Genomic DNA, 24,120 nt, shown 5'->3' on the forward strand with positions numbered 1-24,120 from the left:
CATCGCGGACGCCTCGGCCCCTTCGCCGGCGGCGGGTGCATGACGGGATATCTGACTGCTCTTATTGCTTGCTGTCGGCGCGCCCGATCGAATTGGTGCTGCCTCTGAATGCGGCGCGGGCGGCGGGCCAGCTGTTCGCGTCCACCTGGAGAGCGGTGCGGAGGTATGCGGTGCTCATCCGCTGGACGACGGCGACCCGTTCCGGGTTCTCGTCGGTTGTTTCGGCGACCTCGTATCCGACGATACCGCCGAGCGCGTGCTCGGCGCGGTGGAAGGTCAGGAGATCGGTCGCGCCCGGGCTGAACGTGTAGGCGTCGGTGAACCAGTCCGGCCCACGGCTGGACATCTTCGACTGGTCGCGATCACCGGCGATGACGAGGGACGGCGTGGTCAGCTCGTGGAACGAGGGGCGCATGAAGGGGAAATTGGCCTGGGCGAATGGATGCAGGTCGTCACCGCCGATCCCGGTTGCGGCGAGGAGGATTCCCGCGGTGACGCGGCTGTCGGACATGTCCTCGCCGACCTGGCCCGCTTCATTGAGGATCCGCGCTCCGAGGAGCGCCTGCGCTGTCTGGCCACCCCAGGAATGGCCTGTTGCGGCAACGCGACTGCGGTCGACGCGGCCGGCAAGTCCGGGGACGGCGGCCTCGATGCTGTCCAGCTGGTCGAGGATGCGTGTGAGATCCGCGATCCGCTCGGTCCAGATCGTCGGGAACACCGGGTGGTCGAACCCGAAGCCGTTCCGGCGCGAGTCCAGGTGCGTGGGTTGGATCACGACGAACCCGCGGGAGGCCCAGAACGCCGTGAGCGGCGCGTACCCGTCGAGGTTCCATCCGTTGCCATGGGAGAACATGACGACAGGAAGGTTCCTGCCGGTCACAGGGGCGGACACCCGCACCTCCAGGGGAACAGCACGGCCGGGAGCGGACAGTTGGACCGGGGCGACGAGATCACCGGAGCTCCGGTATCGATGATGCCGTCCAGTTCGGTGATGAGTGATGAGGTCATGGTGAGTTCCTTTCGAAGGGCCGCGCTCTGCGATACTAGTATCGGATCGGTGTTCCATAATAGTACGGAACGTCGCTCCGTAATTCACCAGACGAGATCAAGTCATTGAGGACGGGCATATGGCTGACACCCACCGCGAGCAATCACGCGTTCCGCGGTCCAGGAACGTGGGCCGCCCGCGTCAAAGCGAGCAGGCCCTCCTTGACGCAGCGGCAGCGGTGTTCGTGACGTCCGGAGTCGACGCTCCGGTGCGGGAAATCGCAGCGAAAGCCGGCGTCGGCGTGGGAACGATCTACCGACACTTCCCCACGCGTCCGGAGCTTGTGGTCGCGGTATACCGGCACCAGGTCGAGGCGTGCGCAGAAGCCGGCCCACGGCTACTCGCGGAGAGCGCGTCGCCCGAGGCGGCCTTACGCGCTTGGGTGGCCTTGTTCGTGGACTTCCTTGTCACCAAGCACGGTCTCGCCGGCGCACTGCAAGGAGACAACGCCGGTTCTGATGCTCTGCATACCTACTTCGTCGGCCGTCTTGTCCCGGTGTGCGGTTCGCTCCTTGAAGCCGCCCGGGAGCCAGGGGCCGCAGCGACGGAGATCGATGCGTACAACGTGCTCAAAGGCATTGGCAACCTCTGCATCAGTGCCTCAAGCGATGCCCAGTACGACGCCGCCGCTCTTGTGCAACTCCTCATATCGGGCGTGCTTGCCCGAGGAGACCGCTGACCCAAACTCATCGCGTCGTCGCGCAGAGCACGACAGGAAGCGCTGCGAGAATCACGCCACTTACTGCTGGGATTCACACCCATTCTGAGCCCCTATGCGCTGTGGCACCGGGGTCTTCCCCAACGCAACACTTCCCACGGCGGAATGACGCACGTGAGGCATTCTTACGCCCGTTTTCATCGTTCCAGGTAAACGTCCACTCCCCCGCATGACGGAGCCAACCGACTCTCAAACTCCTAGCAGGTACGGTGGACCACCGGCTCGCGGGCAGGATTACGCCATGACGTCGGCAGCATGCCGACGCACGACCCGAGTCCCTTCCCTCCGTCCGGGAAGAGACTCGTACCGTGTCGTGTCTCGTTACTCTTACCTGTAGTCCGGCTCCTGGAACCTGGTTCGCCGCCTCTCCTCTCGTCGAGAAGGTCTGCTGCGCTGCTGTCGGCGTCGCTGGCGAGGTGCCCGTAGATATCCACTGACATCTGGATGGTCTCGTGGCCGAAGCGTGCCTGGTGACGGGCAGGGGGACGCTCTTCGCGATCAGCCACCTGACGTGCGTGTGGCGCAGGTCATGCGGCGTGGACGCCTGATCGAGGCGCGGCGCTTCGGCCGGGTCGGTGAGGGCCGTGATGGTTGGGCCCAGAAGAGGCGGTAGAACTGATTGTTGCGTAGCGCTCCTCCACTCGCGTTCTTGGAGACAAGGTCATCGTTCCGCAGCGAGGTGAGCTGCTGGTCGAGCAGCTCGGTGAGGGACATCTACACGGACCCGGTACGTCGGCTCTTGGGGCTCTTGGGTCCTCCGATGACCCATCCCCCGTCAGCGAGCTTCCAGGCCCGCGTAACGTGCACGGTGTACCTGCCGGAAGCGTCCTTCCTGATGTCGCGCCGGCGCAGCGCCGTGGCCTCGCTGAAGCTCTGATTCGTGGCGGCGAAGAAGCGGATCAGTGTGGAGTACTGCGGATCGATGCTGTCGGCGATGAGCGAGACGTCGGACGTGGTCAGGAAGACGCTCTCCCGCGACCTCACAGAGGATCGCGGGGCCCGGATGCCCTTGGCCACGTTCTCGGTCACGTGGCGCTCGCGCACGGCCGTCTCAAGCGCCGCGGACAGTAGCGCATGGATATTCTTTCGGGTCTTATCCGCAACGATCATGCCTTCGAACCACTGCAGGGCCTGCGCCCGCGGGAGCCGGTCGACGGGGATCGAGCCGAGCGGCTCCACGATGTGGTTCTCGAGCAGCCGTCGGTAGCGGGCCCTCGTGCCTGATTCGATACCTGTGATGCCGTCGATGTGGGTGCGGACGACGTCGCGGATACGCGGGGAGGTCGAGCGGATGACGGCCGCAACCTCGGCTGCCAAGCGGAAGCATTGACCGTCGTCGTTCAGGAAGTGCTGCAGCATTGTCGGCGAGGCAGGGTCGTCGAACGAGCGCGAGGTCTGCTTACCGGTGTGCGGTTCCCGCCAGATGACCTGTTAGCGGGTCCATCCGTCTGCCCTGGTGGTAGTGCGTGTGGTGGCCATGACTGGTGATCCTACGATGCTCATCAACCAAAACGGCCTCTTCATCAACAAAGCCCCTAGCCAGATCGCTCTGACTAGGGGCTTTACTGTGCGCGGAGGGGGACTTGAACCCCCACCCTCAATAAGAGGACTAGCACCTCAAGCTAGCGCGTCTGCCATTCCGCCACCCGCGCGGGTGGTTTTTCACCGTATAAACCGGCGAAAGCAACGAGAAAGACTCTAACACGAGAACAGCTCAGGAGTTGAATCGGTGGCCTGTGCGCGGGCCGCCGACGGCACCCGCATAGCGATGACCATGGAGGATCCCCTACCGTGTCGCCCGCGACCGCGGCAAGCGCTCCCGGCCCACCCGTCGTACCGGCCGCACGGCATATGCTGACCAGACCACGGGCCGGCATGTGCCGTGGCACAGGGAAGATCCGAGTAACAGGGAATGGATGCGGTGGACGAGACGAATCCCGGCCAGGAGCAGTTCGCCCTGACGTTCGACGCCATGAGACGGGCCAACATCTCCACGGGTGAACTCTGGCTCCACTACTTCAGCATGGGCGGAGGCGTCGACGAGTACGAGGTCAACGCCTACCTGCACGGTTTGATCGACCTGCCGGAACATGAGCGGGACTGCATCTCCCAGGCCGTCAACGAGCTGTTCGACGACCTCTGCCGGCAGCGGGGCGCCCCCTACAGCTCCGGGCGCACCCGGATCTGCGACGACTGACGTGGTGCGCTGCGGTCAGGGCGCGACGGCGATGAGCGCCAGCAGGCCGCACGCGAGTGCCAGCGATCCGCCGATCACGAGGGCGAAGCCACCGAGCCACAGCGCCGACGGGACGCCGGTGGCGGCCCTCAGCAGGTAGGCGTCGGATGACCCCAGGTCCCGCCGTCGGGCATGGACCCGCACCACCTTGATCCAGTCACGGCAGGCCCCCACGAGCAGGGCGATCCCGAGGACCAGGCAGGCGTATCCTGCGGGCTCCCCTCCCCCGAACCACACGAGCGCCAGGGCGACGGCGGCGCTGCCGCCTAGGATCAGGATGCCCTGTCCGTTCCGCACGAGGACGAGGGCGGCCACCAGGAGCATCGCACCGGCGGAGAGCGCAGCCCCCGCCCACCCGTGCGCGGCACTCCACAGGAGCCCGAGCCCGACGACCGCAGGCACAGGGTAGCCCCAGAATGTGGTGAAGGCCGCGCGCCGGCCGCCGCGCCCGAGACTGGTGGTGGTGCCCGAGTGGTCGAGGCGGAGAGTGATCCCTGTGACGCGCTGCAGGGTGAGCAGGGCGGCCCCCACGTGGCCCAGTTCGTGGACCACGGTGACGAACAGTCCGAAGACGCGCCAGGAACGCTGCGGGATGCACAGCACGGCGGCAGCCACCGCGATCGCCAGGATGCCGGTGAGCCCCACCGACGGCGGAGCGGCCTGCGCGAAGCCGCCGACGATGCGGTCCCGGAACTCGGCCGCCGGCGAGCTCATGTGCCGTCCCGTCCCACCCCGGCCTGCACGACTGTCCTACCGATCGGCGTCGGCCGCCCGGTCGAGCCGCTCGGCGATGGCGCCGATCGCCATGGCGACCTCCGCGAAGGAGGTCGACAGGGGCGACAGTCCGAGCCTGATGCCGTTCGGGTTGCGGTAGTCGGGAATGATGCCGTCCGCCCACAGATCGGGCACCATGGCGGCGAACGCGGGATGGTCGATGGTGATGTGACCGCCGCGCCGGGCGGGATCGCGCGGTGAGGCGACGACGACGCCGTGCGGCGCGAGCACGGCCTCCACGGCCTCGACGGCGAAAGCCGTGAGCCGCTCCGACTTCGTCCGGACGGCGGGCATGCCCACATCCTCGAGCAGGTCCAGCATGTCGCGCATGGCGATCATGCCGACGATGGGCGGGGTTCCCGAGACGAGCCTCCGGATCCCGTCCGCCGGTCGGTACGCGGCACCCATCGTGAAGGGGTCGGCGCTGCCGAGCCAGCCCGGGATCGGCTGGTCGAGCGTCGCCAGGTGCCGCTCGGCGACGTACGCCCACGCGGGAGCGCCCGGTCCACCGTTGAGGTACTTGTAGCTGCACCCGGCCGCGAAGTCCACGTCCCAGGCGTCGAGCTCGGCCGGGACGGAGCCGACCGAATGGCTGAGGTCCCACAGGACCAGCGCGCCGGCGTCGTGGACCACCCGCGTGATGCCCTCGACATCGGCGATGTGGCCGGACCTGTAGGCGACGTGGCTGAGCAGCACCAGGGCGGTCTGTGGCCCGACGGCGCCCGCGACGTCCACCGTGGTCGCCCCGCCGTCGTAGGCGACGTCGATCCAGCGCACCGTCAGGTTCCGCTCGCGGGCGATGCCCTCCACGATGAAGCGGTCCGTCGGGAAGTTGTCGCGGTCCACGACGATCTCGGTCCGCTCCGGCCGCGCCGCCACGGCCGCGCGCGCCAGCTTGTAGAGGAGGACGCTCGTGGAATCGGCGACGATGCACTGTCCCTCGGCGGCACCGAGGGCCACCCGCCCAATCTTGTCGCCCACCTGCTGGGGCAGCTCCAGCCAGCCCTCGTCCCAGCCCCGGATGAGGCGGCCGCCCCACTGCTCCCCGACGAACGCCGTGAGACTGCCCGGCGTCACGGCGAGGGGACGGCCGAGGGAGTTGCCGTCGAGGTAGGAGCGGACGGATGCATCCGCCGTTCCCAGGAAGAGTGCGCGGTGACGGGCGAGCGGGTCGGCGGCGTCGAGCTCGGCCGCCCTGTCGGCGAAGGTGGAGCTGGTCATGGCCCCAGTCTAGGTGGCGGGCCCTGCCGGTCCGCGGACTGCGGAAGTCCAGGAGGGCGGCTCCCTGGGGAACCGCCCTCCTGAATACTGCATGGGTACTACGTGGATACTGCGCGGGGGGACGACTACCGGCTGGACGCCGTGCTGTAGGCCGCCTGGATGGAACTGCCGAAGTACGGGCCGTACATGACGTTCTTCTGGGTGCTGTAGCCGAAGCTGTTGACGGAGTTCTGCATGCCGCCGGATCCCGAGCCGACGAACCACGGACCGCCCGAGGAGCCGCCGGTCATGTCGCAGGGGATGCCCTGCGACTGCGTGCCGCCGATGCGATCGGCCGTTGCGGTCCCCGTGCAGCTGTAGAGGCGCTCGCCGTTGAACGGCGAGGCGGCAGGGTAGCCGTACGCGGTGTAGTTCAGCCCGCGGGCCATGTTGAAGCCGATGCTCGATGCACCGACCGTCGCCGAGAGGGTCCGGCCGTTGAGAGTGTTCATGACGGCGAAGGCGCCGTCGTAGTTGATGTCGTTGCGGGAGACCCACTCGCTCGCTGCGACCAGCGAACGCGCGGTGAACTTGCCGTAGGGCGCCGCACCGTTGTTGTAGGCGGGCACGAAGACGAAGTTCGTGACGAATCCCGTGGCGAGGTCGTGCGTGCAGTGGCCGGCGGTGGCGACGACACTCTGGTTGCCGCTCTGCACGGAGTTGCCCGAGCACACGTAGTTCTGGCCGCCCTGGGTGAAGAACACCTTGCCGATGCGCGGTACGGCCGTCTGGGCGACGGCGCGGGGTTCGACGACGGGCTGCTTCGGCGCCTTGGCCACCGACTCCTGACCTGCCTTCGGCATGATGGACCGGCCCTCGGCCGCCCACCCGGAATTGATCGCGGTGGCTGGCTTGGCGTTCTTCATCCGGTCCGCGGTCCAGTAGGCGTCCAGCGATGCCTGGCTCTCGTTCTGGGCGTGGGACACGACGCCGGCAACGCTCGTGTCGGTGGCGGGCGACGGCGCTGCCTGGACCGGACCTGCTGCCATCAGCGCTGATGCCATCAGGGCCGACGCGGCGATCATGCCGGCTTTGAGACCTCTAGAGTTCACGAAACTCCTCTTTCCATCAAGTGGGGCGGCCTTCGGGGGCCGGTCCCTGGAGTCTGCCCCGCGCCCACATGCCCTGCCCAGCCGATTCGGTGACTTCGGAAGAATTACCCGTGAAAACCACCGGCTCTCTGGACAGGGCCTGCCCGGCATGGAACTATTCCGCGCGGACCCACCCCGTGAAGTGCGGCCGGCGGCGCTTCGCATCCCAGCCCACGACGTCGACCCGGGAGCCGGCTGCAGCGACTTCGCCGGTCGGCGAGGCGAAGGAGAGCGCCACCCTGCCGGGCAGCGGCACGGGCGTGGCGAAGTCGACACGCCACGAGAGCGCACCCGACGGAGCAGGCACGGCTTCGTCGACCATCCGTGCCGCGAGGTACATGCCGTGGGCGATGGCGCCCTTCATGCCCAGCAGCCGCGCGGAGGGACCGCTGAGGTGGAGGGGGTTCCAGTCCCCCGACACCGCCGCGTACCGCCTCCCCAGGTCGGCGTCCAGACGCCAGAGTCCCGTCGGGACGGGCGGGACGAAGGCGGGCCGCTCCACGGGCGATCGTTCCGGTGCGCCCACCGCCCGGATACCGCGGGCCAGGTAGACGGAGCGTCCCGACCACACGCGCTCCCCGTCGACGGCGATCTCCGTCATGAGGTCGACCTGCGTGCCGGCGGGGTGGGGCCTGAGGGCCTCGCTCCACGCGACGACGTCGAGCGTCTCCGACACGCCGACCTGCCGCTCCTGCCGCACCTCGTTGCTGAGATGCACCATGCCGAGGAGCGGGAGGGGGAAGTCCGGCCGCGCGAGCACGCTCATGGCCACCGGGAACGCGACGGTGTGCAGGTAGGCGGAGGGCAGCTGGTCCCGGGCCGCGGACCCGAGCAGATGCTGGAAGCACGTGATTGCGGGCAGCTCCACGCGCACGCCGCCGACGCGGTGCCGCACGGCGGGCAGGTCCGACGGCGCACCCTTCCGTGCCACCCTGCGGGCGGCCGTCGTCAGCAGCGCCCGGCGGTACAGCCCGGCGAGGGCGGGGACGGCCTCCAGCTGCACGAGATCGGTCGCACCGTTCTCCTGGCTCACGCGCCCACAAGGTTCTGCCCGCACACACGGAGCACCTGGCCGTTGATGCCGGCAGCGGCGTCGGAGGAGAGGAATGCGACGGTGTCCGCGACGTCGACGGGCAGGCCGCCCTGCTGCAGGCTGCTGAGGCGCCGGGCGACCTGGCGCGTGAGCGGCGGGATCTTCGCGGTCATGTCGGTCTCGATGAAGCCCGGGGCGACGGCGTTGATGCTGCGGCCCGTGCCCCCGAACTCGGCCGCCTGCGCCCGGACCATGCCGATCACACCCGCCTTGGACGCGGCGTAGTTGCTCTGCCCGCGGTTGCCGGCGATGCCGCTCGTCGAGGCCAGGCTCACGATTCGTCCCGTCTCCGAGAAGACCGGGGAGGCGATGAACTGCTCGTTCATCCGCAGCTGCGAGGCGATGTTGACCGCGATGACGGACTCCCAACGGGACGCGTCCATGTTGGCCAGGAGCTTGTCCCGCGTGATCCCGGCGTTGTGCACCACGATGTCGAGCGTGCCGAAGCGCCGGCGCACGTGGTCGAGGATCCGCACGGCGGCGTCCGCCGCTGTGATGTCCACCTGCAGCGCCGTCCCGCCGACGCTGTTCGCGACGGCGGCGAGCTGCTCCCCCGCGGCCGGCACGTCGACGGCGACGACACGCGCTCCGTCACGTGCCAGGACCTCGGCGATCTTGGCCCCGATGCCGCGGGCAGCGCCGGTGACCACGGCGGTCTTCCCGGCCAGGGGCTGGTCCGCGACGCCCTCCCCCGAGGCAGCGGTCGCGGCGGCGAGGTCGGTGATGCTTCCCGACGGAGTGGAAGCCACCTCGACGAACTGGCCGTCGACATAGGCGCTGCGACCCGAGAGGAAGAAGCGCAGGGCTCCGAGCGTCGTCGGATCCGTCGTGGTGGCGTCCCCGCGCAGGATGATGCCGTTCGCCGTCGCCCCGCCCCGCAGTTCGTGCGCGACCGAGCGGAGGGCGCCGTCGATCCCCTGGCGGGCAGCCGCCTGCGCGGGTCCGGAGGCGTCGGCGGCCGAGCGGAGGACGCCGATCACGCGTCCGCCCGGTACCAGCAGCTTGACGGCGTGCCCGAGTTCGAGCATCGGGGCGGCGAGGTCGGCGGGCTCGGTCGCTGCCTCCAGGACGACGACGGCGGCGCTCAGCTTCTCGCCGGGCAGGACGTGGCGCCGCACCTCGACGTCCCAGCCGAGCAGCACGTCGGCGAGCGCGTCCGCCCCCGCACCCGCGCCGGCGACCAGGACGGGGTGCGGCGCGAGCACCTCACCGGGCGTCCAGCGCCGCAGCACGGAGGGCCGGGGAAGACCGAGCGCCTTGGCGATCTTCGCGGGCAGGGGCGTGTTGACGAGGTCCAGGTACGCGTCGGCCATCAGTTCCTCGCCTCGAGGATCGCGACGACGCCCTGGCCACCCGCGGCGCACACGGAGATGAGTCCTCGTCCGCCCTGCTCCGAGAGGGTCTTGGCGAGGGATGCGACGATGCGGCCGCCGGTCGCGGCGAAGGGGTGCCCGGCAGCGAGCGAGGACCCGTTGACGTTGAGCTTCGAGCGGTCGATGCTGCCGAGCGCGCCGTCCAGGCCGAGGACACGCCTGCAGTACTCCTCGTCCTCCCAGGCCGCGAGCGAGCTGAGGACCGTCCCGGCGAACGCCTCGTGGATCTCGAAGAAGTCGAAGTCCGCGAAGGTGAGGCCGTTGCGCTTCAGCAGGCGTGGCAGCGCGTGGACCGGCGCCATCAGCAGGCCCTCGTCGCCCTGCACGAAGTCCACCGCGGCCGCCTCGGCGTCGACGACGTTCGCGAGCATGGGCAGGTTGTTGGCACGCGCGTAGTCCTCGCTGCCGAGCAGCACGACGGCGGCTCCGTCGGTCAGCGGCGTGGAGTTGCCGGCCGTCATGGTCGCCGGGCTGTCGAGGCCCTTGCCGAAGACGGGCTTGAGCGTTGCGAGCTTCTCCGGCGAGGTGTCGGCGCGGAGGTTCGCGTCGCGCACCAGTCCACGGTAGGGCGTCAGGAGATCGGCGAAGAACCCCCGGTCGTAGGCTGCCGCGAGGTTCTGGTGGCTGCGGTAGGCGAGCTCGTCCTGGGCCTCACGGGTGATCTGCCAGGCGGCCGTGGTGATGGCCTGGTGCTCCCCCATGGACAACCCGGTTCGGGGTTCACCCGTGCCCGGTGCGTTGGGCGAGAGGTCCTTCGGCCGGAGCGTGCTGAGGATGCGGATCTTCTGCTGGGTCGTTTTGGCGCGGGAGAGGTCCAGGAGGACGCGGCGCAGCCCCTCGCTGACGGCGATCGGGGCGTCGGACGCCGAGTCGACGCCGCCGGCGATCCCCGACTCGATCTGGCCGAGCCTGATCTTGTTGGACAGCCCCACCACGGTCTCGAGTCCGGTGGCGCACGCCTGCTGCAGGTCGTAGGCGGGAGTCTCCGGCGAGAGTGCCGATCCGAGTACTGCTTCGCGGGTCAGGTTGAAGTCGCGGGAGTGCTTCAGGACGGCGCCCGCGGCGACCTCGCCGATGCGCTCGCCCTGCAGGCCGAAGCGTGCCACGAGCCCGTCGAGCGCGGCGATGAGCATGTCGCGGTTGGACGAGTAGGCGTAGGCTCCGCCGGCGCGGGCGAAGGGGATGCGGTTGCCGCCGATGACGACTGCCGTGCGGGGTGACTGGGCAGCGTTCTGCGCCCCGGCCTGATTAGCCATGGAAGGACTCCTGGTGCGAGGGGGTGAGTTACCGATACCTAGCGTACCTGATACGCTGAGTATCATGAAGCTCGCCGCCGCCCGGAAGGGTGCCTCCCGTCAGGCGTCCGCCGAGGCGCCGACCGCCCCGGACGGGCGGTCGAGCCGCTGGGAGGAACACCGCGCAGCCCGGCGACGCGAACTCATCAAGACGGCCCGGCGGGCCATCGACTCGCTCGGTGCCGGAGCCTCCATGGAGGACATCGCCGCTGCCGCGGACACGTCGAAGTCCGTGTACTACCGCTACTTCGGGGACAAGACGGGCCTTCAGCGGGCCGTCGCGGAGGTGGTCATCGGGCAGATGCAGCAGAAGGTCATCGACGCGGCGAGGGCCGCCGCGACCCCGCGCGAAGGCCTCCACTCCATGGTCCTCGCCTACCTCCAGATGGCCAGGACCTCCCCCAACGTCTACGCCTTCGTGACGAGGGTGGGAATCGCGGATTCGGGAGCGCACGACGACGGCGCGCAGGACACCCTCGCCCACTTCCTCGCAGCCGTCACCGACATGGTGTCCCGGCCCATGCGCGCGTACCTGCTCTCCCCCGACCGCCCGAGCGGTCCCGACGATTCCGCACCCGAGTACTGGCCGGCCGCGGCCATCGGCATGGTGCGCGCAGCAGGTGAGCACTGGCTCTCCACCCCGGACGGTCCGGACAAACCGACCGAGGAGCAGATGGCCCACCACATCACGGGCTGGCTCTTCGACGGCATCGCCCGGTACGAAGCCCTCACGCAGGCGGCTTCCCCCGGCCGCCGGATCCCGCCCCGCTCCCCTGACGCTCCCTCCCCACCCCCGGTCCCACCGACGCGTTCACCCACCCGCCGACCAGCGAAGGACACACCATGACGCAGACCATCTCCCGGCCGCAGCAGATCCCCGCCACGGTCGACATCCGTGACGACGAGCGAGCCACGGTGGACACCGCGGAACTCGGCGACCTGCTCCTCGGCAAGTGGGCGGACGTACGCCGCGTCGCCCGTGAGCTCGCCGGACGCCCCGAGGTCCACAAGATCGAGGGCCTGACGCACCACGACCACCGGCTGCGCTGCTTCGACCAGCTGCACTACCTGGTGCAGCAGCAGGCCGTGCACCGCGCCTTCCCGGTCGCGTTCGGCGGGAACGACGACCACGGCGGGAACATCGCCGGCTTCGAGGAGCTCGTCGTCGCCGACCCGTCGCTGCAGATCAAGGCCGGCGTGCAGTGGGGCCTCTTCGGCTCCGCCGTCATGCACCTCGGGACGCAGAACCACCACGAGGCGTGGCTCCCCGGCATCATGAACATGGAGATCCCGGGCTGCTTCGCGATGACGGAGACCGGACACGGCAGCGACGTGGCGAGCATCGCCACCACCGCGACCTTCGACGCCGCGACGGACGAGTTCGTCATCAACACCCCGTTCCGGGCCGCCTGGAAGGACTACATCGGCAACGGAGCCATCGACGGGCGTGCCGCCGTCGTGTTCGCCCAGCTCATCACCAACGGCGTCAACCACGGCGTGCACGGCCTCTACGTCGAGCTGCGCACCGAGGACGGCTCCTTCAAGCCCGGTGTGGGTGGCGAGGACGACGGCATCAAGGGTGGCCTGAACGGGATCGACAACGGGCGGCTGCACTTCACCGACGTGCGGGTGCCGCGCACCAATCTGCTGAACCGCTACGGGGACGTCGCCGAGGACGGCACGTACACCTCCCCCATCGCCTCGCCCGGTCGCCGGTTCTTCACCATGCTCGGGACGCTGGTGCAGGGCCGTGTCTCGCTGGACGGTGCCGCCGTCGCAGCAAGCAAGCTCGCGCTCACCGCAGCCGTCACGTACTCCACCCAGCGACGCCAGTTCAACGCCTCGTCGGACCTCAAGGAAGAGGTGCTCATGGACTACCAGCGGCACCAGCGCCGCCTGCTCCCCCGCCTCGCGGCGACCTACGCCGCCTCCTTCGCCCACGAGGAACTCCTCGAGAAGTTCGACGACGTCTTCTCCGGCGCGCACGACACGGACGAGGACCGGCAGGACCTCGAGACCCTCGCCGCAGCCCTCAAGCCCCTGTCCACGTGGCTCGCCCTCGACACCCTGCAGGAATGCCGCGAGGCGACCGGCGGGCAGGGCTTCCTGATCGAGAACCGCTTCGCGTCGCTGCGCGCCGACCTCGACGTGTACGTGACGTTCGAAGGTGACAACACGGTGCTCCTGCAGCTCGTGGCCAAGCGCCTGCTGACGGACTACGCCAAGGAGTTCAAGGGTGTCGACTTCGGGGTGCTCGCCCGCTACGCCGTGTCCCAGGCCGCGGGCAGGACCCTGCACCGCTCCGGGCTGCGCCGGGTCGCGCAGACCGTGGCCGATTCGGGGTCCGGCAAGAAGTCGGCGATCGCGCTGCGCGACGAGGCCACCCAGCACGAGCTGCTCTCGGACCGGGTGCAGACCCGTGTCGCCGAGCTCGCCGGCGCACTGCGCGGAGCCAGGGGCATGTCCCAGGAGAAGTCCGCCGCACTCTTCAACCAGCACCAGAACGAGCTCATCGAGGTGGCCCACGCCCACGCCGAACTGCTCCAGTGGGAAGCCTTCACGCGGGGCCTGAAGGAGATCGAGGATCCAGGGACGCGGGAGGTCCTCACGCGTCTCCGTGATCTCTTCGGTCTGTGCCTCATCGAGAAGGACCTCGCCTGGTTCCTGATGAACGGCCGGCTCTCCTCGCAGCGTGCCCGCACGCTGGACGGGTACATCAACCGGCTCCTGGCCAAGATCCGCCCGCATGCCCTGGACCTCGTCGAGGCGTTCGGCTACGGGCAGGAGCACCTCCGGTCGGAGATCGCGACGGGCGTCGAGGATCGCCGTCAGGAGGAGGCGGCCGAGTACATGCGCCGCCGTCGGGCCGGCGGCGATGCGCCGATCGACGAGAAGACCCTCCTCGCGCGCGCAGCGAAGGACAAGAAGGCGAAGAAGGCGAAGAAGGCCGCCCGCGCCAAGTAGTCGGCGTCGGCGCTGGGCCGGGCTGAATCAGCTTGGGGAGCCGGGCTGATCCAGCCCAGGGAGCCGGGCGACGGGGTGGTGCAGGTCGGCGACGCAGAGGGAACCGCCGAGACGGGTGAGCAGCGTCATCGCCTCCCAGGACAGGCCCGGGCTCGAACGATCCCCACCGGTGACCGCGCAGGCAGCGATCACCGGGCCGCGCCGGCTAGAGGACGCTCCGGTACACCCCGAGGGTCGTCTCAGCGATGGATCCCCAGTCGAAGTGGCGTTCAGCACGTTCACGTCCCGCTACGCCCATCGCCCGGGCCCGTGCGGGATCACCGACCAGAGCGTTCAGCGCGGCGGCGAAGTCCGCGACGAAGCGCTCGGCGTCAAGGGGGGTCCCCGTGCCGTCCTGCACCTGCTCCAGCGGCACCAGGGTGCCGGTCACGCCGTCGTCGACGACCTCCGGGATGCCCCCCGTGGCCGAGGCGACGACGGCTGCGCCGCACGCCATGGCCTCGAGATTGACGATCCCGAGCGGCTCGTAGATGGACGGGCAGGCGAAGACGGTGGCGTGGCTGAGGATCTGGACGACCTCGCGCCGCGGCAGCATCCTCTCGATGAGGATCACGGAGTCCTCCCGGCCCCGCTGCTCGCGGAGGTTCCGGATGAGCACCTCGGTCTCCGCGGCCAGCTCCGGGGTGTCCGCGGCGCCGAGGCAGAGCACCAGCTGGACCTCGGCGGGCAGGTGCACCGCTGCGCGCAGCAGGTACGGGACGCCCTTCTGCCGGGTGTTGCGTCCGACGAAGACGACACTGGGCCGGCCCGGATCGATCCCATGGGCCCGGAGGGCGTCGTCGTCCTCGTCCCGCGTCCAGGTGGAGACGTCGATGCCGTTGTGCACCACGTGCACCTTCGCCGGGTCGACGTCCGGGTAGCTGCGGAGGATGTCGGCGCGCATGCCGGCCGAGACGGCGATCACTGCTGCCGCGGCCTCGTAGGACGTCTTCTCGGCCCACGAGGAGAGCGCGTAGCCACCTCCGAGCTGTTCGGCCTTCCAGGGGCGCAGCGGCTCCAGGCTGTGGGCGCTGAGCACGTGCGGGATGCCGTGCAGCAGCGAGGCGAGGTGTCCGGCCATGTTCGCGTACCAGGTGTGGGAGTGGACGAGGTCCGCCCCACCGATGCCGTCGAGCATCTGCAGGTCGGTGCCCAGCGTCTGCACCGCCGCGTTGGCCTGCGCGAGGCCCTCCGGCACCCCGTAGGAGAACACGGCCGCGCCGTGGTAGTCCCCGGGACGCGGCTTGCCGAACGCGTGCACCCGCAGGTCGACCTGCGGCGCGAGCACGCGGCTGAGCTCGGCGACGTGCACCCCCGCACCACCGTAGATCTCGGGCGGGAACTCCTTGGTCACAATGTCTATTCGCACCGAACCAACGTAGTGCAGTGCGGCGGAGTCCTCTAGTGTGAAGTGACCGGAGGGGTTCCGGAACGCGGACCTACGCTTGATCGACCACCGGTCGTGGACGCAGAACACTCGAGGAAGAGCGGGGGGTCACCAGTGGCACCGAAGAAAGTACTTGCCGTGGTCTTGGCAGGTGGAGAAGGCAAGCGGCTCATGCCGCTCACCGCGGACAGGGCCAAGCCGGCCGTCCCGTTCGCGGGGAGCTACAGGCTCATCGACTTCGCCCTCTCCAATCTGGTCAATTCCGGCTACCTGCAGATCGTGGTGCTGACGCAGTACAAGTCGCACAGCCTCGACCGCCACATCTCCGAGACCTGGCGCATGTCCACCCAGCTGCAGAACTACATCGCGTCCGTCCCGGCGCAGCAGCGACGCGGCAAGAGCTGGTTTCTCGGCAGCGCCAACGCCATCTACCAGTCGCTGAACCTGATCCACGACGCGCAGCCCGACATCGTCGTCGTGATCGGCGCGGACCACGTCTACCGCATGGACTTCGAGCAGATGGTCGACGCCCATGTGAGGAGCGGGGCCTCCGTGAGCGTCGCGGCGGTCCGGCAGCCGATGAACCTCGTGGACCAGTTCGGCGTGATCGAGACCGCGCAGGACGATCCGGGCAGGATCGCGGCCTTCGTCGAGAAGCCTGATTCCACCCCCGGCCTGCCCGACGACCCGAACAGCTTCCTGGCCTCGATGGGCAACTACGTCTTCACGACGGACGCGCTCGTGAAGGCCCTCGAGGACGACGCCGCACGGCTGGACACGAAGCACGACATGGGCGGGGACATCATCCCCTACTTCGTCGAGCGCAACGACGCCGCGGTGTACGACTTCACGCAGAACGACATCCCCGGGGCCACCGACCGGGACCGCCAGTACTGGCGCGACGTCGGCACCATGGACTCGTACTACGACGCGAACATGGACCTGATCTCGCCGCTGCCCCTGTTCAACCTGTACAACCTGCAGTGGCCCATCTACACGCGGCAGAGCGTCTCCCCACCCGCGAAGTTCGTGCGCAGCTCCTCGGGCCAGTCCGGCGAGGCGCACGACTCCATCGTCTCCGCCGGCGTGGTGGTGTCCGGGGGCGCCGTCCAGAGCTCCATCCTCGCCACCGACGTCTTCATCGCGGAATCGGCCGAGGTCACCGGGAGCGTGCTCCTCGACAAGGTCAACGTCGGAGCAGGCGCCGTGGTGCGCCGGGCTATCATCGACAAGAACGTCCGCATCCCGGCCGGGGCGACGATCGGCGTGGATCCCGAGCTGGACCGGCGCCGGGGGTTCTCCGTCACGGAATCGGGGCTGACGATCGTCAGCAAGGGACAGGCCGTGGAACCGGCCTGATCAGGCCGCCGACGCGCTGATCCCAGTCACCGACACGAGGAGAGCCCCGGCCCGAGCCGGGGCTTTCCCTGTGTCAGCATCCGACGTGTCAGGATCCGAAATGTCAGGATCCGAAATGTCAGGGTCCGACGGCCGGTACGACGGTCGCCTACGCGACGCGCGTGATGGCCACCGTGACGTTCAGGGTCGATCCGCCGCCGCCGGAGAGGATGCCCTTCAGCGGCGACACGTCCCGGTAGTCGCGCCCGCGGGCCACGGAGACGTGGAAATCGCTGACGGGCCCGCTGTTCGTCGGATCCCAGCCGCGCCATTCGCCGTCGTACCACTCGACCCAGGCGTGGGACTGTCCGGCGACCGTCTCGCCGACGGCCGCCGCGCGGCGCGGATGCAGATAGCCGGAGATGTACCGGGCGGGGATGCCGAGGCTGCGGAGTGCTCCGATCGCGACATGGGCGAGGTCCTGGCACACCCCCTTGCGCTCGGCCCACGCGTCCTGCGCGTTGGTCTGGACGCCCGTGGCCCCCTGCACGTAGTCGATCTCGGACCGCAGCCGGTCGAACACGGCGCGCGCGGCCTGGTGCGGGTCGAGGCCGTGCGCGGTCTCCGCCATGAGCTCCCGCACCTCGTCCCCGGGCTCGCTGAGCGCCGTCTGGCCGAGCCAGTCGGCGAAGTCGTTGGTGAGAGCCGGTGAGGCGAGATCCTCCCAGGAGAGGATGTCTCCCTCGGCCGGGACGCGCTCCGTCCGGCTGACCTCGACGGTGGAGACGGCTGTGACCTCGAGATGCTCGTGGGGCACGTGCACGTCGAAGGACGTCACCCGGGTGCCCCAGTAGTCGCGGTAGGTGGCCACGGCGGCGCTGGACGGGGTGACCTTCAGCGTCGACTCGAGCACCACCTGCTGGGGATCGGTCAGCGGCGTCATGCGCGCCTCGTTGTAGGACAGCGACACCCGGCGGAGGTAGTCGTAGCCGGTGCGGTGTTCGATCAGCAGGCGTGTCATGAGACCTCTCCGACCCAGGACAGCTCATCGGCCTGGGAAAAGTACGTGCGGGACACGGCGTCGGATGCCCTGGCGCAGGCCTTCTGCACGCGGTCCATGTGCTCGGGCAGCTCCGCCATCAGGTCCCGCGTCTGGTGGAACTCGAGGAAGGTCCTCGCCTGACCGACGATCCGGCTGGCGTCGTTGATGAAGCCGACACGCTGGTAGGCCGGATTGAGCTGGGTCAGGCACTTCTCCGCGTCACTCAGCGCGTAGACGATCGATCGCGGGAAGAGCCGGTCCAGCAGCAGGAACTCCGCTGCCTGCTGGTCGCCGAAGGCCGCGCGCCGGGTCCTCAGGAAGGACTCGTAGGCGCCGGCGCACCGCAGCATGTTGACCCAGGACAGACCGGCCGCGTGGACGTCGTGGGTCGAGAGCATGCGCGCGGTCATGTCGGCGCGCTCGAGACTGCGCCCGAGCACGAGGAACTGCCAGCTCTCGTCGTGGCTCATGGTCGTGTCGGACAGGCCGCGCACCATGGCGGTGCGCTCCACCACCCAGTGGCAGAAGCGGTAGGTCCCCACGACGTCCTTGCGGTGCTGGGTGAGGCCGTACCAGGTGGTGTTGAGGCTCTCCCAGACGCTGCTGGAGACGGTCTCGCGGGCCCGCCTGGCATTCTCGCGTGCGGCACCGAGGGCGCCGGCGATCGACGTCGCGCTCGTGCGGTCGTAGGCGAGCGCCTGGAGCAGATCCGAGAGCTCCAGGTCCTGCTTCTCCGGGCGGCTGCCCATGACGCCGAGCAGCTGGCGGGACGTCTCCCGCTGCTGCGGGAGCGGCATCTGGTTGAGCCGTTCGAGGTGCACGTCGAGGATGCGCGCGGTGCCGTCGGCCCGCTCCACGTAGCGGCCGATCCAGAAGAGCGATTCAGCGATGCGGCTGAGCATGGGGCCTGCCTTTCCGAAGGGGTGCTGGGACGTCTGGTGCCGGTGGGCGCGTCATTGCTGCTGCTGTTCCGACTGCTTGTCCTGCCAGTTGGTCTCGATCGGCCACACGCTGGTCCGTTCCCGCACGCTGACGGAGGGACGCTCGGCGGGGACGCTGCCGTCCGTCGGGCGCCGCACCTCGCCGTCGACCACCCACGTGTCCTTCGAGCCGCCGCCCTGGCTCGAGTTCACGATCAGCGAGCCCTCCTTCATGGCGACGCGCGTGAGTCCGCCCGGCAGCACCCAGACGTCCTCGCCGTCGTTGACCGCGAATGGCCGCAGGTCCACGTGGCGCGGGCTGAACTGGCCGCCGGACATCGTGGGCACGGTCGAGAGCTGCAGGACCGGCTGGGCGATCCAGCCACGGGGGTCCTCGAGCACCTTCGCGCGCAGCGTGTCGAGTTCTGCCCGGGTCGCGTCCGGGCCGATCACGAGGCCCTTGCCGCCGGAGCCGTCGACGGGCTTGACGACGAGTTCGTCGAGGCGGTCCAGCACCTCCTCGCGCGCGGGGGCGTCCTCGAGGCGGTAGGTGTCCACGTTGGCGATGATCGGGTCCTCACCCAGGTAGTAGCGGATGAGGTCCGGCACGTAGGTGTAGACGAGCTTGTCATCCGCCACCCCGTTCCCCACCGCGTTGGCGATGGTGACCATCCCGGCACGCGCCGCGTTCACGATGCCGGGACAGCCGAGCACGGAGTCCGCCCGGAACTGCAGGGGGTCGAGGAACTCGTCGTCGATTCGCTTGTAGATGACGTCGACGCGCTGCTCCCCCGCCGTCGTCCGCATGTACACGCGGTTCCCGCGGCAGATGAGGTCGCGGCCCTCGACGAGCTCGACGCCCATCAGCCCCGCCAGGAGCGTGTGCTCGAAGTAGGCGGAGTTGAACACTCCGGGGGTGAGGACGACGACGGTGGGATCGTCCACACCGGGAGGCGCCGTCTTCCGGAGGGCTGCGAGGAGGCGCCGCGGGTACTCCTCCACCGGGCGGACGTGCTGCTGGCCGAACGCCTCCGGCAGGCCCTTGGCCATGGCTCGGCGATTCTCCAGCACGTAGCTGACGCCGCTCGGGACCCGGACGTTGTCCTCGAGCACCCGGAAGGTGCCCTGCTGGTCACGGACGACGTCGATGCCCGAGATGTGGACGCGCACACCGCCCGCGGGGCTGAAGCCGGCGGCCTCCCGGTGGAAGTGGGCGCTCGAGGTGATCAGCCGGCGGGGGATGACGCCGTCGGACACGACCGCCATCTTGTCGTAGACGTCGCCCAGGAACGCCTCGAGGGCACGGACCCGCTGGGCGACACCGCGCTCGAGGACGTCCCAGTCCTCCCCGGCGATCACGCGCGGCACGATGTCGAGGGGGAAGGGCCGCTCCTCCCCGGCGAAATCGAAGGTGACGCCGCGGTCGAGGAAGGTGCGCGCCATGGAGTCCGCGCGGGCTGTCACATCGGCGAGGTTCAGCGCAGCCAGGGCTGCCGCCACCTGGCCGTACTCGGCGCGCGGTGACTGCCCGACATCGAACATCTCGTCGAACGCGGGCGTCTTGCGGGCGGCGGCTGCATAGTCAGCGAAGAGCTCGGACATGGATCAACAGTGCCATGGATGACGCCGCCGGACACAGCCGTACACGCCACCTCCGTCACCGTTAACCTCCCGGAAACAGCCGCGGGGGGCGCCTTCCGGGCGCGTGGTTGAATGGCCGGATGGAGAACGAGAACCTGAGGCGGGACGAGGCGGCCGCCCGATCGGCGCTGCTGCGGACCGAGACCTACGCTGTCGAACTGGACCTCTCGGAGGCGCGGGACGCCCGGGAACGGACCTACCGGACCACCACCACGGTGGTCTTCACCTGCCGGGAGCCGGGAGCCTCGACCTTCCTGGACTTCATCGGCGACGTCACCGCGGTGGAGCTCAACGGAACGGCCCTCGACCCCTCCGCCGTCCGGGACGGAGCCAGGATCCGCCTCGAGGGCCTCGCAGGGCGGAACACGGTCACGGTCACCGGCCAGGCGCTCTACAGCTCCAGCGGCGAAGGGCTCCACCGCTTCGTCGACCCCGCCGACGGGGAGACCTACCTCTACACGCAGTACGAGCCGGCCGACGCGCGCCGCGTCTTCGCCACTTTCGAGCAGCCGGACCTGAAGGCGTCCTTCTCGTTCAGCGTCCTGGCCCCGAGCGACTGGACGGTCGCGTCCAACGGCAGCGAGAGCGCCCGGGAGCAGATCTCGGACACTGCGGCGCGCTGGACCTTCGCGCCGACCGAGCGCATCTCCACCTACATCACCGCCGTGCTGGCGGGACCGTACCACCGCGAGACGGACGTCTGGACCGGCACGGCCGGCACGGCGGGAGAGGGCCTCAGCATCCCGTTGGCCCTGTACTGCCGCCGCTCCCTCGCCCCCGCGTTCGATGCTCCGGAGATCTTCGACACCACCCGGCGCGGGCTCGAGTTCTTCCACACCCTCTTCGACTACCCCTACCCCTTCGGGAAGTACGACCAGGCCTTCGTGCCCGAGTACAACCTCGGCGCCATGGAGAACCCCGGGCTGGTGACCTTCACCGAGAGCTATGTGTTCCAGTCGGCCGCGACCGAGGCCCAGCGTGAGGCGCGTGCGAACACGATCATGCACGAGATGGCGCACATGTGGTTCGGCGACCTCGTGACCATGACCTGGTGGGACGATCTCTGGCTGAAGGAGTCTTTCGCCGACTACATGGGGGCGCTCGCGGTCGCCGAGGCGACCCGGTGGAGCACGTCGTGGGTCAGTTTCGCGAATCGCCGCAAGTCCTGGGCCTACGTGCAGGACCAGCTGCCGACGACGCACCCCATCGTCGCCGACATCACCGACCTCGAAGCCGCCAAGCAGAACTTCGACGGCATCACGTACGCGAAGGGTGCCTCGGTCCTGAAGCAGCTCGTGGCCTTCGTGGGTCGGGACGCGTTCACGGACGCGGCCCGCCGGTACTTCCGTCGCCACGCGTACGGCAGCACCACGCTGACCGATCTGCTCGACGTGCTGGCGGCAGCCACCGGCCGCGACCTGACCGCCTGGTCGCGGTCCTGGCTGCAGACCTCGGGGGTCCCCGCGCTGCGCGCCGAGGTCGCGGTGCAGGACGATGTCTTCACGGACGTGACCGTGGTCCAGGACGCCGTGGACCCCGTGACCGGCGTCGACGAGCACCGGCCGCACCTCGTGCGCGTGGGCCTGTACGCGTTCGACGACGACGGCGCCCTCGTCCGATCGGGGTCCGAGGAGGTCACGGTCGACGGCGGACGCACGCCGGTCGCCGCGCTGGTCGGCGTCCGGCAGCCGGACCTGCTGCTGGTCAACGACGACGACCTCACCTACGCCAAGCTGTCCTTCGACGAGCGGTCGCTCGCCACGCTCCTGACCTCGATCGACCGGCTGGAGGATCCGCTGGCCCGCGCAACGTGCCTCACCGCGCTGTGGTCGAGCACGCGCGACGCCACCCTGCCCGTGCCGTCCTATGTGGACGCCGTCATGCTCGCCGCACCGGCCGAGACCGGCGTCGGGGTCCTGCAGGTCCTCCTCGCCAATGTCCGGACGGCCATCGGCAGCTTCGCTCCCGCGTCCGAGCGACCCGGGCTGTGGGAACGCGTGGGGGCTTTTCTGTGGGACGGCGTGCGTGGCGCGGAGCCTGGCTCGGACCTCCAGCTCGCCTGGGCGCGGGCGCTGGCTGCCACGGCGCGCTCCGCCCCCGCGGCGGCGGACCACCTCCGTTCGGTGCTCGACGGCGAGGAGAAAGTGCCGGGCCTGCGGCTCGACGCCGAACTGCGCTGGTTCTTCCTCCAGGGCCTCGCTGCGCAGCAGCGCGTCCTGCCCGGGGAACTGGAGGCGGAGAAGACCGCGGATCCGACGGCATCAGGGCGGGTGGGCTTCGCACTCGCGTCGGCCGCACTGCCCGACGCGGCGATCAAGAAGGCCACGTGGGACGAGGCCGTGCACGGGACGCGGCTGTCCAACGACCTGCTCAGCGCCGCCGTCGAGGGCTTCATGCTGGGGTCCAGGGACCTGCTGGGTGCGTACGAGGAGCCCTACTTCGCAGCGCTGCGCGACGTCTGGGCGACCCGTGGCATCGAGATGGCCAGCAGGATCGTGCGCGGGCTGTACCCGGGCCACCAGGACCTCGAGGGTGAGCCCACGGACCACCCCGTCGTCGTCCGGACCGACGAGTGGCTGGCCGCCAACGCCGAGGCGCCTGCCGCACTCCGCCGCATCGTCGTCGAGGAACGGGACCACCTGCTCCGCGCGCTGCGCGCACAGGCTCAGGGGACGCGGTAGAGCCACTCCTCGGTACCGAACTTCCGCTCCACGAGCTCCTCGGCCCGCTGGATCTCGGCGTCGGACAGGGTGGCGTCCACGGCTCCGTAGCGCTGGCGGAACGTCGAGATCATCACCTCGATGATCTCCTCGCGGGTGATCCCGGTCTGCCGCCGCAGCGGGTCCACCCGCTTCTTCGCGCTGCGCGTGCCCTTGTCGGACATCTTCTCCTTGCCGATCCGCAGCACGTCGAGCATCTTGTCCGCATCGATGTCGTAGCTCATGGTGACGTGGTGCAGCATCCCGCCGTTGGCCAAGCGCTTCTGCGCAGCTCCCCCGATCTTCCCGAGGTCCGTCGCGATGTCGTTGAGGGGCTGGTACCACGCGGTGATGCCCAGCTTCTCCAGTGCCTCCATGACCCACGCGTCGAGGAAGGGGTAGGACTCGGCGAAGCTCAGTCCATCCACGAGGGACTGCGGGACGTACAGCGAGTAGGTGATGGCGTTCCCGTGCTCCATGAACATGGCGCCTCCCCCGCTGATCCTTCGGACCACCGTCACGCCGTGGCGTTCCGCTCCGGCCGGATCCACCTCGTTGCGCATCGACTGGAAGCTCCCGATCACCACCGACGGGGACTGCCACTCCCAGAAGCGCAGGGTCGGGTTGTGCGCTCCCGTGCCGACGTCGTGGGTGAGGACCTCGTCCATGGCGACGTGCATCGCCGTGGACAGGGGTGTCGGCGGGATGATCTCCCACGGGTGGTCAGCGAAGCCGGTGGCCCGCCCGAGTGCGCGGCGGACCGCCGTCGCGATGGCCTCGGCCGAGAACCCGAACAGGACCGCCGACGGATCGAGCCGTGCGGTGACGGCTGCGGCGATCTCACCCGGGGCTGTGTCGGCGGGCAGGCCCTCGAGGGCGGCGTTGATGTCGAGCAGCGCCTCGTCCGGTTCCAGGAAGAAGTCGCCGTTGACCGAGACGCCGGCCAGCCGGCCGTCGCGGACCGCGAGCTCGACAGCCGTGAGCTTCCCGCCCGGTGTCTTGAACTCGCCGTGCAGGCCGTCGGCGTCGGGGTGCTGGGCCATGGTCTGGTCCTCTCGTGTCGATCCGGCCGTGATGGTCGGTACCGGCCGACGGTCGGAGTGCTTCTGCTGGGTTAACGCAGCAGGAGCCGCGCCGGACCGGCGTGGCTCCTGCTGGTGGACGAGGGCATGCGCCCGTGGGGTCCGTGTCCCGTCGGGGAC

At 69.4% G+C, this 24,120-nt stretch carries 21 protein-coding genes and 1 tRNA gene; 6 read left to right on the forward strand and 16 right to left on the reverse strand.

The window, feature by feature from the left end:
* Positions 1–61 precede the first annotated feature (61 nt).
* Both FNH21_RS09185 and FNH21_RS17300 read right to left on the reverse strand, forming a co-directional pair.
* Positions 62–892 carry an alpha/beta fold hydrolase gene (locus tag FNH21_RS09185; protein WP_206687051.1) on the reverse strand — a complete coding sequence of 277 codons (831 nt, stop codon included), beginning with the start codon at positions 890–892 and terminating at the stop codon, positions 62–64.
* Positions 877–1,008: a hypothetical protein gene (locus tag FNH21_RS17300; protein WP_277819747.1), complete on the reverse strand. Its 132-nt coding sequence runs from the start codon at positions 1,006–1,008 to the stop codon at positions 877–879. The genes FNH21_RS09185 and FNH21_RS17300 overlap by 16 nt, the downstream gene beginning before the upstream one ends.
* Before the next feature lie 119 nt (positions 1,009–1,127).
* On the opposite strand from FNH21_RS17300, the gene FNH21_RS09190 reads away from it, so the two are divergent.
* Positions 1,128–1,727, forward strand: coding sequence for a TetR/AcrR family transcriptional regulator (locus FNH21_RS09190; protein ID WP_152814530.1), 600 nt, complete (start codon positions 1,128–1,130; stop codon positions 1,725–1,727).
* Between the two features lie 537 nt (positions 1,728–2,264).
* On the opposite strand, the gene FNH21_RS09195 is transcribed toward FNH21_RS09190, so the two are convergent.
* The 3 genes from FNH21_RS09195 to FNH21_RS09205 form a co-directional block, all read right to left on the reverse strand.
* A complete protein-coding gene (locus FNH21_RS09195) occupies positions 2,265–2,480 on the reverse strand; it encodes a hypothetical protein (protein WP_152814531.1) in 216 nt (71 codons plus the stop codon).
* On the reverse strand, positions 2,481–3,125 hold the full coding sequence (locus tag FNH21_RS09200; RefSeq protein WP_191931801.1) for a site-specific integrase: 645 nt from the start codon (positions 3,123–3,125) through the stop codon (positions 2,481–2,483). It abuts the gene before it with no gap.
* A 209-nt stretch (positions 3,126–3,334) separates the two neighbouring features.
* Positions 3,335–3,418: transfer RNA gene (locus tag FNH21_RS09205), tRNA-Leu, on the reverse strand.
* A gap of 269 nt (positions 3,419–3,687) precedes the next feature.
* Between FNH21_RS09205 and FNH21_RS09210 the strand changes: the two genes are divergently transcribed.
* A complete protein-coding gene (locus FNH21_RS09210; RefSeq protein WP_152814535.1) occupies positions 3,688–3,963 on the forward strand; it encodes a hypothetical protein in 276 nt (91 codons plus the stop codon).
* Positions 3,964–3,978: 15 nt separating this feature from the next.
* Here the strand turns inward: FNH21_RS09210 and FNH21_RS09215 are convergent, their stop codons facing one another.
* The 6 genes from FNH21_RS09215 to FNH21_RS09240 all read right to left on the reverse strand — a co-directional run bounded on the left by FNH21_RS09215 (position 3,979) and on the right by FNH21_RS09240 (position 10,849).
* Positions 3,979–4,716 (reverse strand): M50 family metallopeptidase, encoded by a 738-nt coding sequence (locus tag FNH21_RS09215; protein ID WP_152814536.1) that lies wholly within the window; start codon positions 4,714–4,716, stop codon positions 3,979–3,981.
* Between the two features lie 36 nt (positions 4,717–4,752).
* Entirely contained in the window at positions 4,753–5,997 is a 1,245-nt protein-coding gene (locus FNH21_RS09220) for a kynureninase (RefSeq protein ID WP_152814538.1), read from the reverse strand.
* Positions 5,998–6,122: 125 nt separating this feature from the next.
* Positions 6,123–7,088, reverse strand: coding sequence for a trypsin-like serine peptidase (locus FNH21_RS09225; protein ID WP_338403219.1), 966 nt, complete (start codon positions 7,086–7,088; stop codon positions 6,123–6,125).
* A gap of 154 nt (positions 7,089–7,242) precedes the next feature.
* On the reverse strand, positions 7,243–8,160 hold the full coding sequence (locus tag FNH21_RS09230) for a MaoC/PaaZ C-terminal domain-containing protein (protein WP_338403220.1): 918 nt from the start codon (positions 8,158–8,160) through the stop codon (positions 7,243–7,245).
* Positions 8,157–9,533: a 3-oxoacyl-ACP reductase gene (locus FNH21_RS09235; protein WP_152814540.1), complete on the reverse strand. Its 1,377-nt coding sequence runs from the start codon at positions 9,531–9,533 to the stop codon at positions 8,157–8,159. Before FNH21_RS09235 ends, FNH21_RS09230 begins: the two co-directional genes overlap by 4 nt.
* Positions 9,533–10,849 (reverse strand): acetyl-CoA C-acetyltransferase, encoded by a 1,317-nt coding sequence (locus tag FNH21_RS09240; protein WP_152814542.1) that lies wholly within the window; start codon positions 10,847–10,849, stop codon positions 9,533–9,535. Before FNH21_RS09240 ends, FNH21_RS09235 begins: the two co-directional genes overlap by 1 nt.
* Before the next feature lie 64 nt (positions 10,850–10,913).
* Between FNH21_RS09240 and FNH21_RS09245 the strand changes: the two genes are divergently transcribed.
* Positions 10,914–11,735 (forward strand): TetR/AcrR family transcriptional regulator, encoded by an 822-nt coding sequence (locus FNH21_RS09245; protein WP_152814544.1) that lies wholly within the window; start codon positions 10,914–10,916, stop codon positions 11,733–11,735.
* Complete coding sequence (locus tag FNH21_RS09250) at positions 11,732–13,852, forward strand: acyl-CoA dehydrogenase family protein (protein ID WP_152814546.1); 2,121 nt, start codon at positions 11,732–11,734, stop codon at positions 13,850–13,852. The genes FNH21_RS09245 and FNH21_RS09250 overlap by 4 nt, the downstream gene beginning before the upstream one ends.
* A gap of 205 nt (positions 13,853–14,057) precedes the next feature.
* Here FNH21_RS09250 and glgA read toward each other — a convergent pair whose 3' ends face one another.
* Positions 14,058–15,260, reverse strand: a complete 1,203-nt coding sequence (glgA, locus tag FNH21_RS09255; protein ID WP_338403221.1) for a glycogen synthase — start codon at positions 15,258–15,260, stop codon at positions 14,058–14,060.
* Between the two features lie 132 nt (positions 15,261–15,392).
* On the opposite strand from glgA, the gene glgC reads away from it, so the two are divergent.
* Positions 15,393–16,637 (forward strand): glucose-1-phosphate adenylyltransferase, encoded by a 1,245-nt coding sequence (gene glgC / locus FNH21_RS09260; RefSeq protein ID WP_157365956.1) that lies wholly within the window; start codon positions 15,393–15,395, stop codon positions 16,635–16,637.
* A 148-nt stretch (positions 16,638–16,785) separates the two neighbouring features.
* On the opposite strand, the gene FNH21_RS09265 is transcribed toward glgC, so the two are convergent.
* From FNH21_RS09265 to FNH21_RS09275, 3 genes are read right to left on the reverse strand one after another with little or no spacing between them, the layout of a single operon-like run.
* A complete protein-coding gene (locus FNH21_RS09265; RefSeq protein WP_152814548.1) occupies positions 16,786–17,637 on the reverse strand; it encodes a transglutaminase family protein in 852 nt (283 codons plus the stop codon).
* Positions 17,634–18,560 (reverse strand): alpha-E domain-containing protein, encoded by a 927-nt coding sequence (locus tag FNH21_RS09270; RefSeq protein ID WP_152814551.1) that lies wholly within the window; start codon positions 18,558–18,560, stop codon positions 17,634–17,636. The genes FNH21_RS09265 and FNH21_RS09270 overlap by 4 nt, the downstream gene beginning before the upstream one ends.
* Before the next feature lie 51 nt (positions 18,561–18,611).
* Positions 18,612–20,180, reverse strand: coding sequence for a circularly permuted type 2 ATP-grasp protein (locus FNH21_RS09275; RefSeq protein WP_152814553.1), 1,569 nt, complete (start codon positions 20,178–20,180; stop codon positions 18,612–18,614).
* Between the two features lie 119 nt (positions 20,181–20,299).
* Between FNH21_RS09275 and pepN the strand changes: the two genes are divergently transcribed.
* Positions 20,300–22,900 carry an aminopeptidase N gene (gene pepN / locus FNH21_RS09280; RefSeq protein ID WP_152814554.1) on the forward strand — a complete coding sequence of 867 codons (2,601 nt, stop codon included), beginning with the start codon at positions 20,300–20,302 and terminating at the stop codon, positions 22,898–22,900.
* Here the strand turns inward: pepN and FNH21_RS09285 are convergent.
* Positions 22,885–23,961 carry a lipoate-protein ligase LplAB gene (locus FNH21_RS09285; protein ID WP_152814556.1) on the reverse strand — a complete coding sequence of 359 codons (1,077 nt, stop codon included), beginning with the start codon at positions 23,959–23,961 and terminating at the stop codon, positions 22,885–22,887. The two genes, pepN and FNH21_RS09285, sit on opposite strands and share 16 nt — an antisense overlap.
* Positions 23,962–24,120 lie beyond the last annotated feature (159 nt).

The organism is Arthrobacter bussei (assembly GCF_009377195.2).
Lineage (GTDB): Bacteria > Actinomycetota > Actinomycetes > Actinomycetales > Micrococcaceae > Arthrobacter_D > Arthrobacter_D bussei.

Excerpts from the sequence above, each read along its gene's own strand:
- FNH21_RS09235 (WP_152814540.1), bottom strand. The coding sequence starts at position 9,533 with ATGGCCGACGCGTACCTGGACCTCGTCAACACGCCCCTGCCCGCGAAG.
- FNH21_RS17300 (WP_277819747.1), bottom strand. The coding sequence starts at position 1,008 with ATGACCTCATCACTCATCACCGAACTGGACGGCATCATCGATACCGGA.
- FNH21_RS09285 (WP_152814556.1), bottom strand. The coding sequence starts at position 23,961 with ATGGCCCAGCACCCCGACGCCGACGGCCTGCACGGCGAGTTCAAGACA.
- FNH21_RS09250 (WP_152814546.1), top strand. The coding sequence starts at position 11,732 with ATGACGCAGACCATCTCCCGGCCGCAGCAGATCCCCGCCACGGTCGAC.
- FNH21_RS09245 (WP_152814544.1), top strand. The coding sequence starts at position 10,914 with ATGAAGCTCGCCGCCGCCCGGAAGGGTGCCTCCCGTCAGGCGTCCGCC.
- FNH21_RS09190 (WP_152814530.1), top strand. The coding sequence starts at position 1,128 with ATGGCTGACACCCACCGCGAGCAATCACGCGTTCCGCGGTCCAGGAAC.
- FNH21_RS09200 (WP_191931801.1), bottom strand. The coding sequence starts at position 3,125 with ATGCTGCAGCACTTCCTGAACGACGACGGTCAATGCTTCCGCTTGGCA.
- FNH21_RS09215 (WP_152814536.1), bottom strand. The coding sequence starts at position 4,716 with ATGAGCTCGCCGGCGGCCGAGTTCCGGGACCGCATCGTCGGCGGCTTC.
- FNH21_RS09240 (WP_152814542.1), bottom strand. The coding sequence starts at position 10,849 with ATGGCTAATCAGGCCGGGGCGCAGAACGCTGCCCAGTCACCCCGCACG.
- FNH21_RS09265 (WP_152814548.1), bottom strand. The coding sequence starts at position 17,637 with ATGACACGCCTGCTGATCGAACACCGCACCGGCTACGACTACCTCCGC.
- FNH21_RS09220 (WP_152814538.1), bottom strand. The coding sequence starts at position 5,997 with ATGACCAGCTCCACCTTCGCCGACAGGGCGGCCGAGCTCGACGCCGCC.
- FNH21_RS09195 (WP_152814531.1), bottom strand. The coding sequence starts at position 2,480 with ATGTCCCTCACCGAGCTGCTCGACCAGCAGCTCACCTCGCTGCGGAAC.
- FNH21_RS09270 (WP_152814551.1), bottom strand. The coding sequence starts at position 18,560 with ATGCTCAGCCGCATCGCTGAATCGCTCTTCTGGATCGGCCGCTACGTG.
- FNH21_RS09275 (WP_152814553.1), bottom strand. The coding sequence starts at position 20,180 with ATGTCCGAGCTCTTCGCTGACTATGCAGCCGCCGCCCGCAAGACGCCC.
- pepN (WP_152814554.1), top strand. The coding sequence starts at position 20,300 with ATGGAGAACGAGAACCTGAGGCGGGACGAGGCGGCCGCCCGATCGGCG.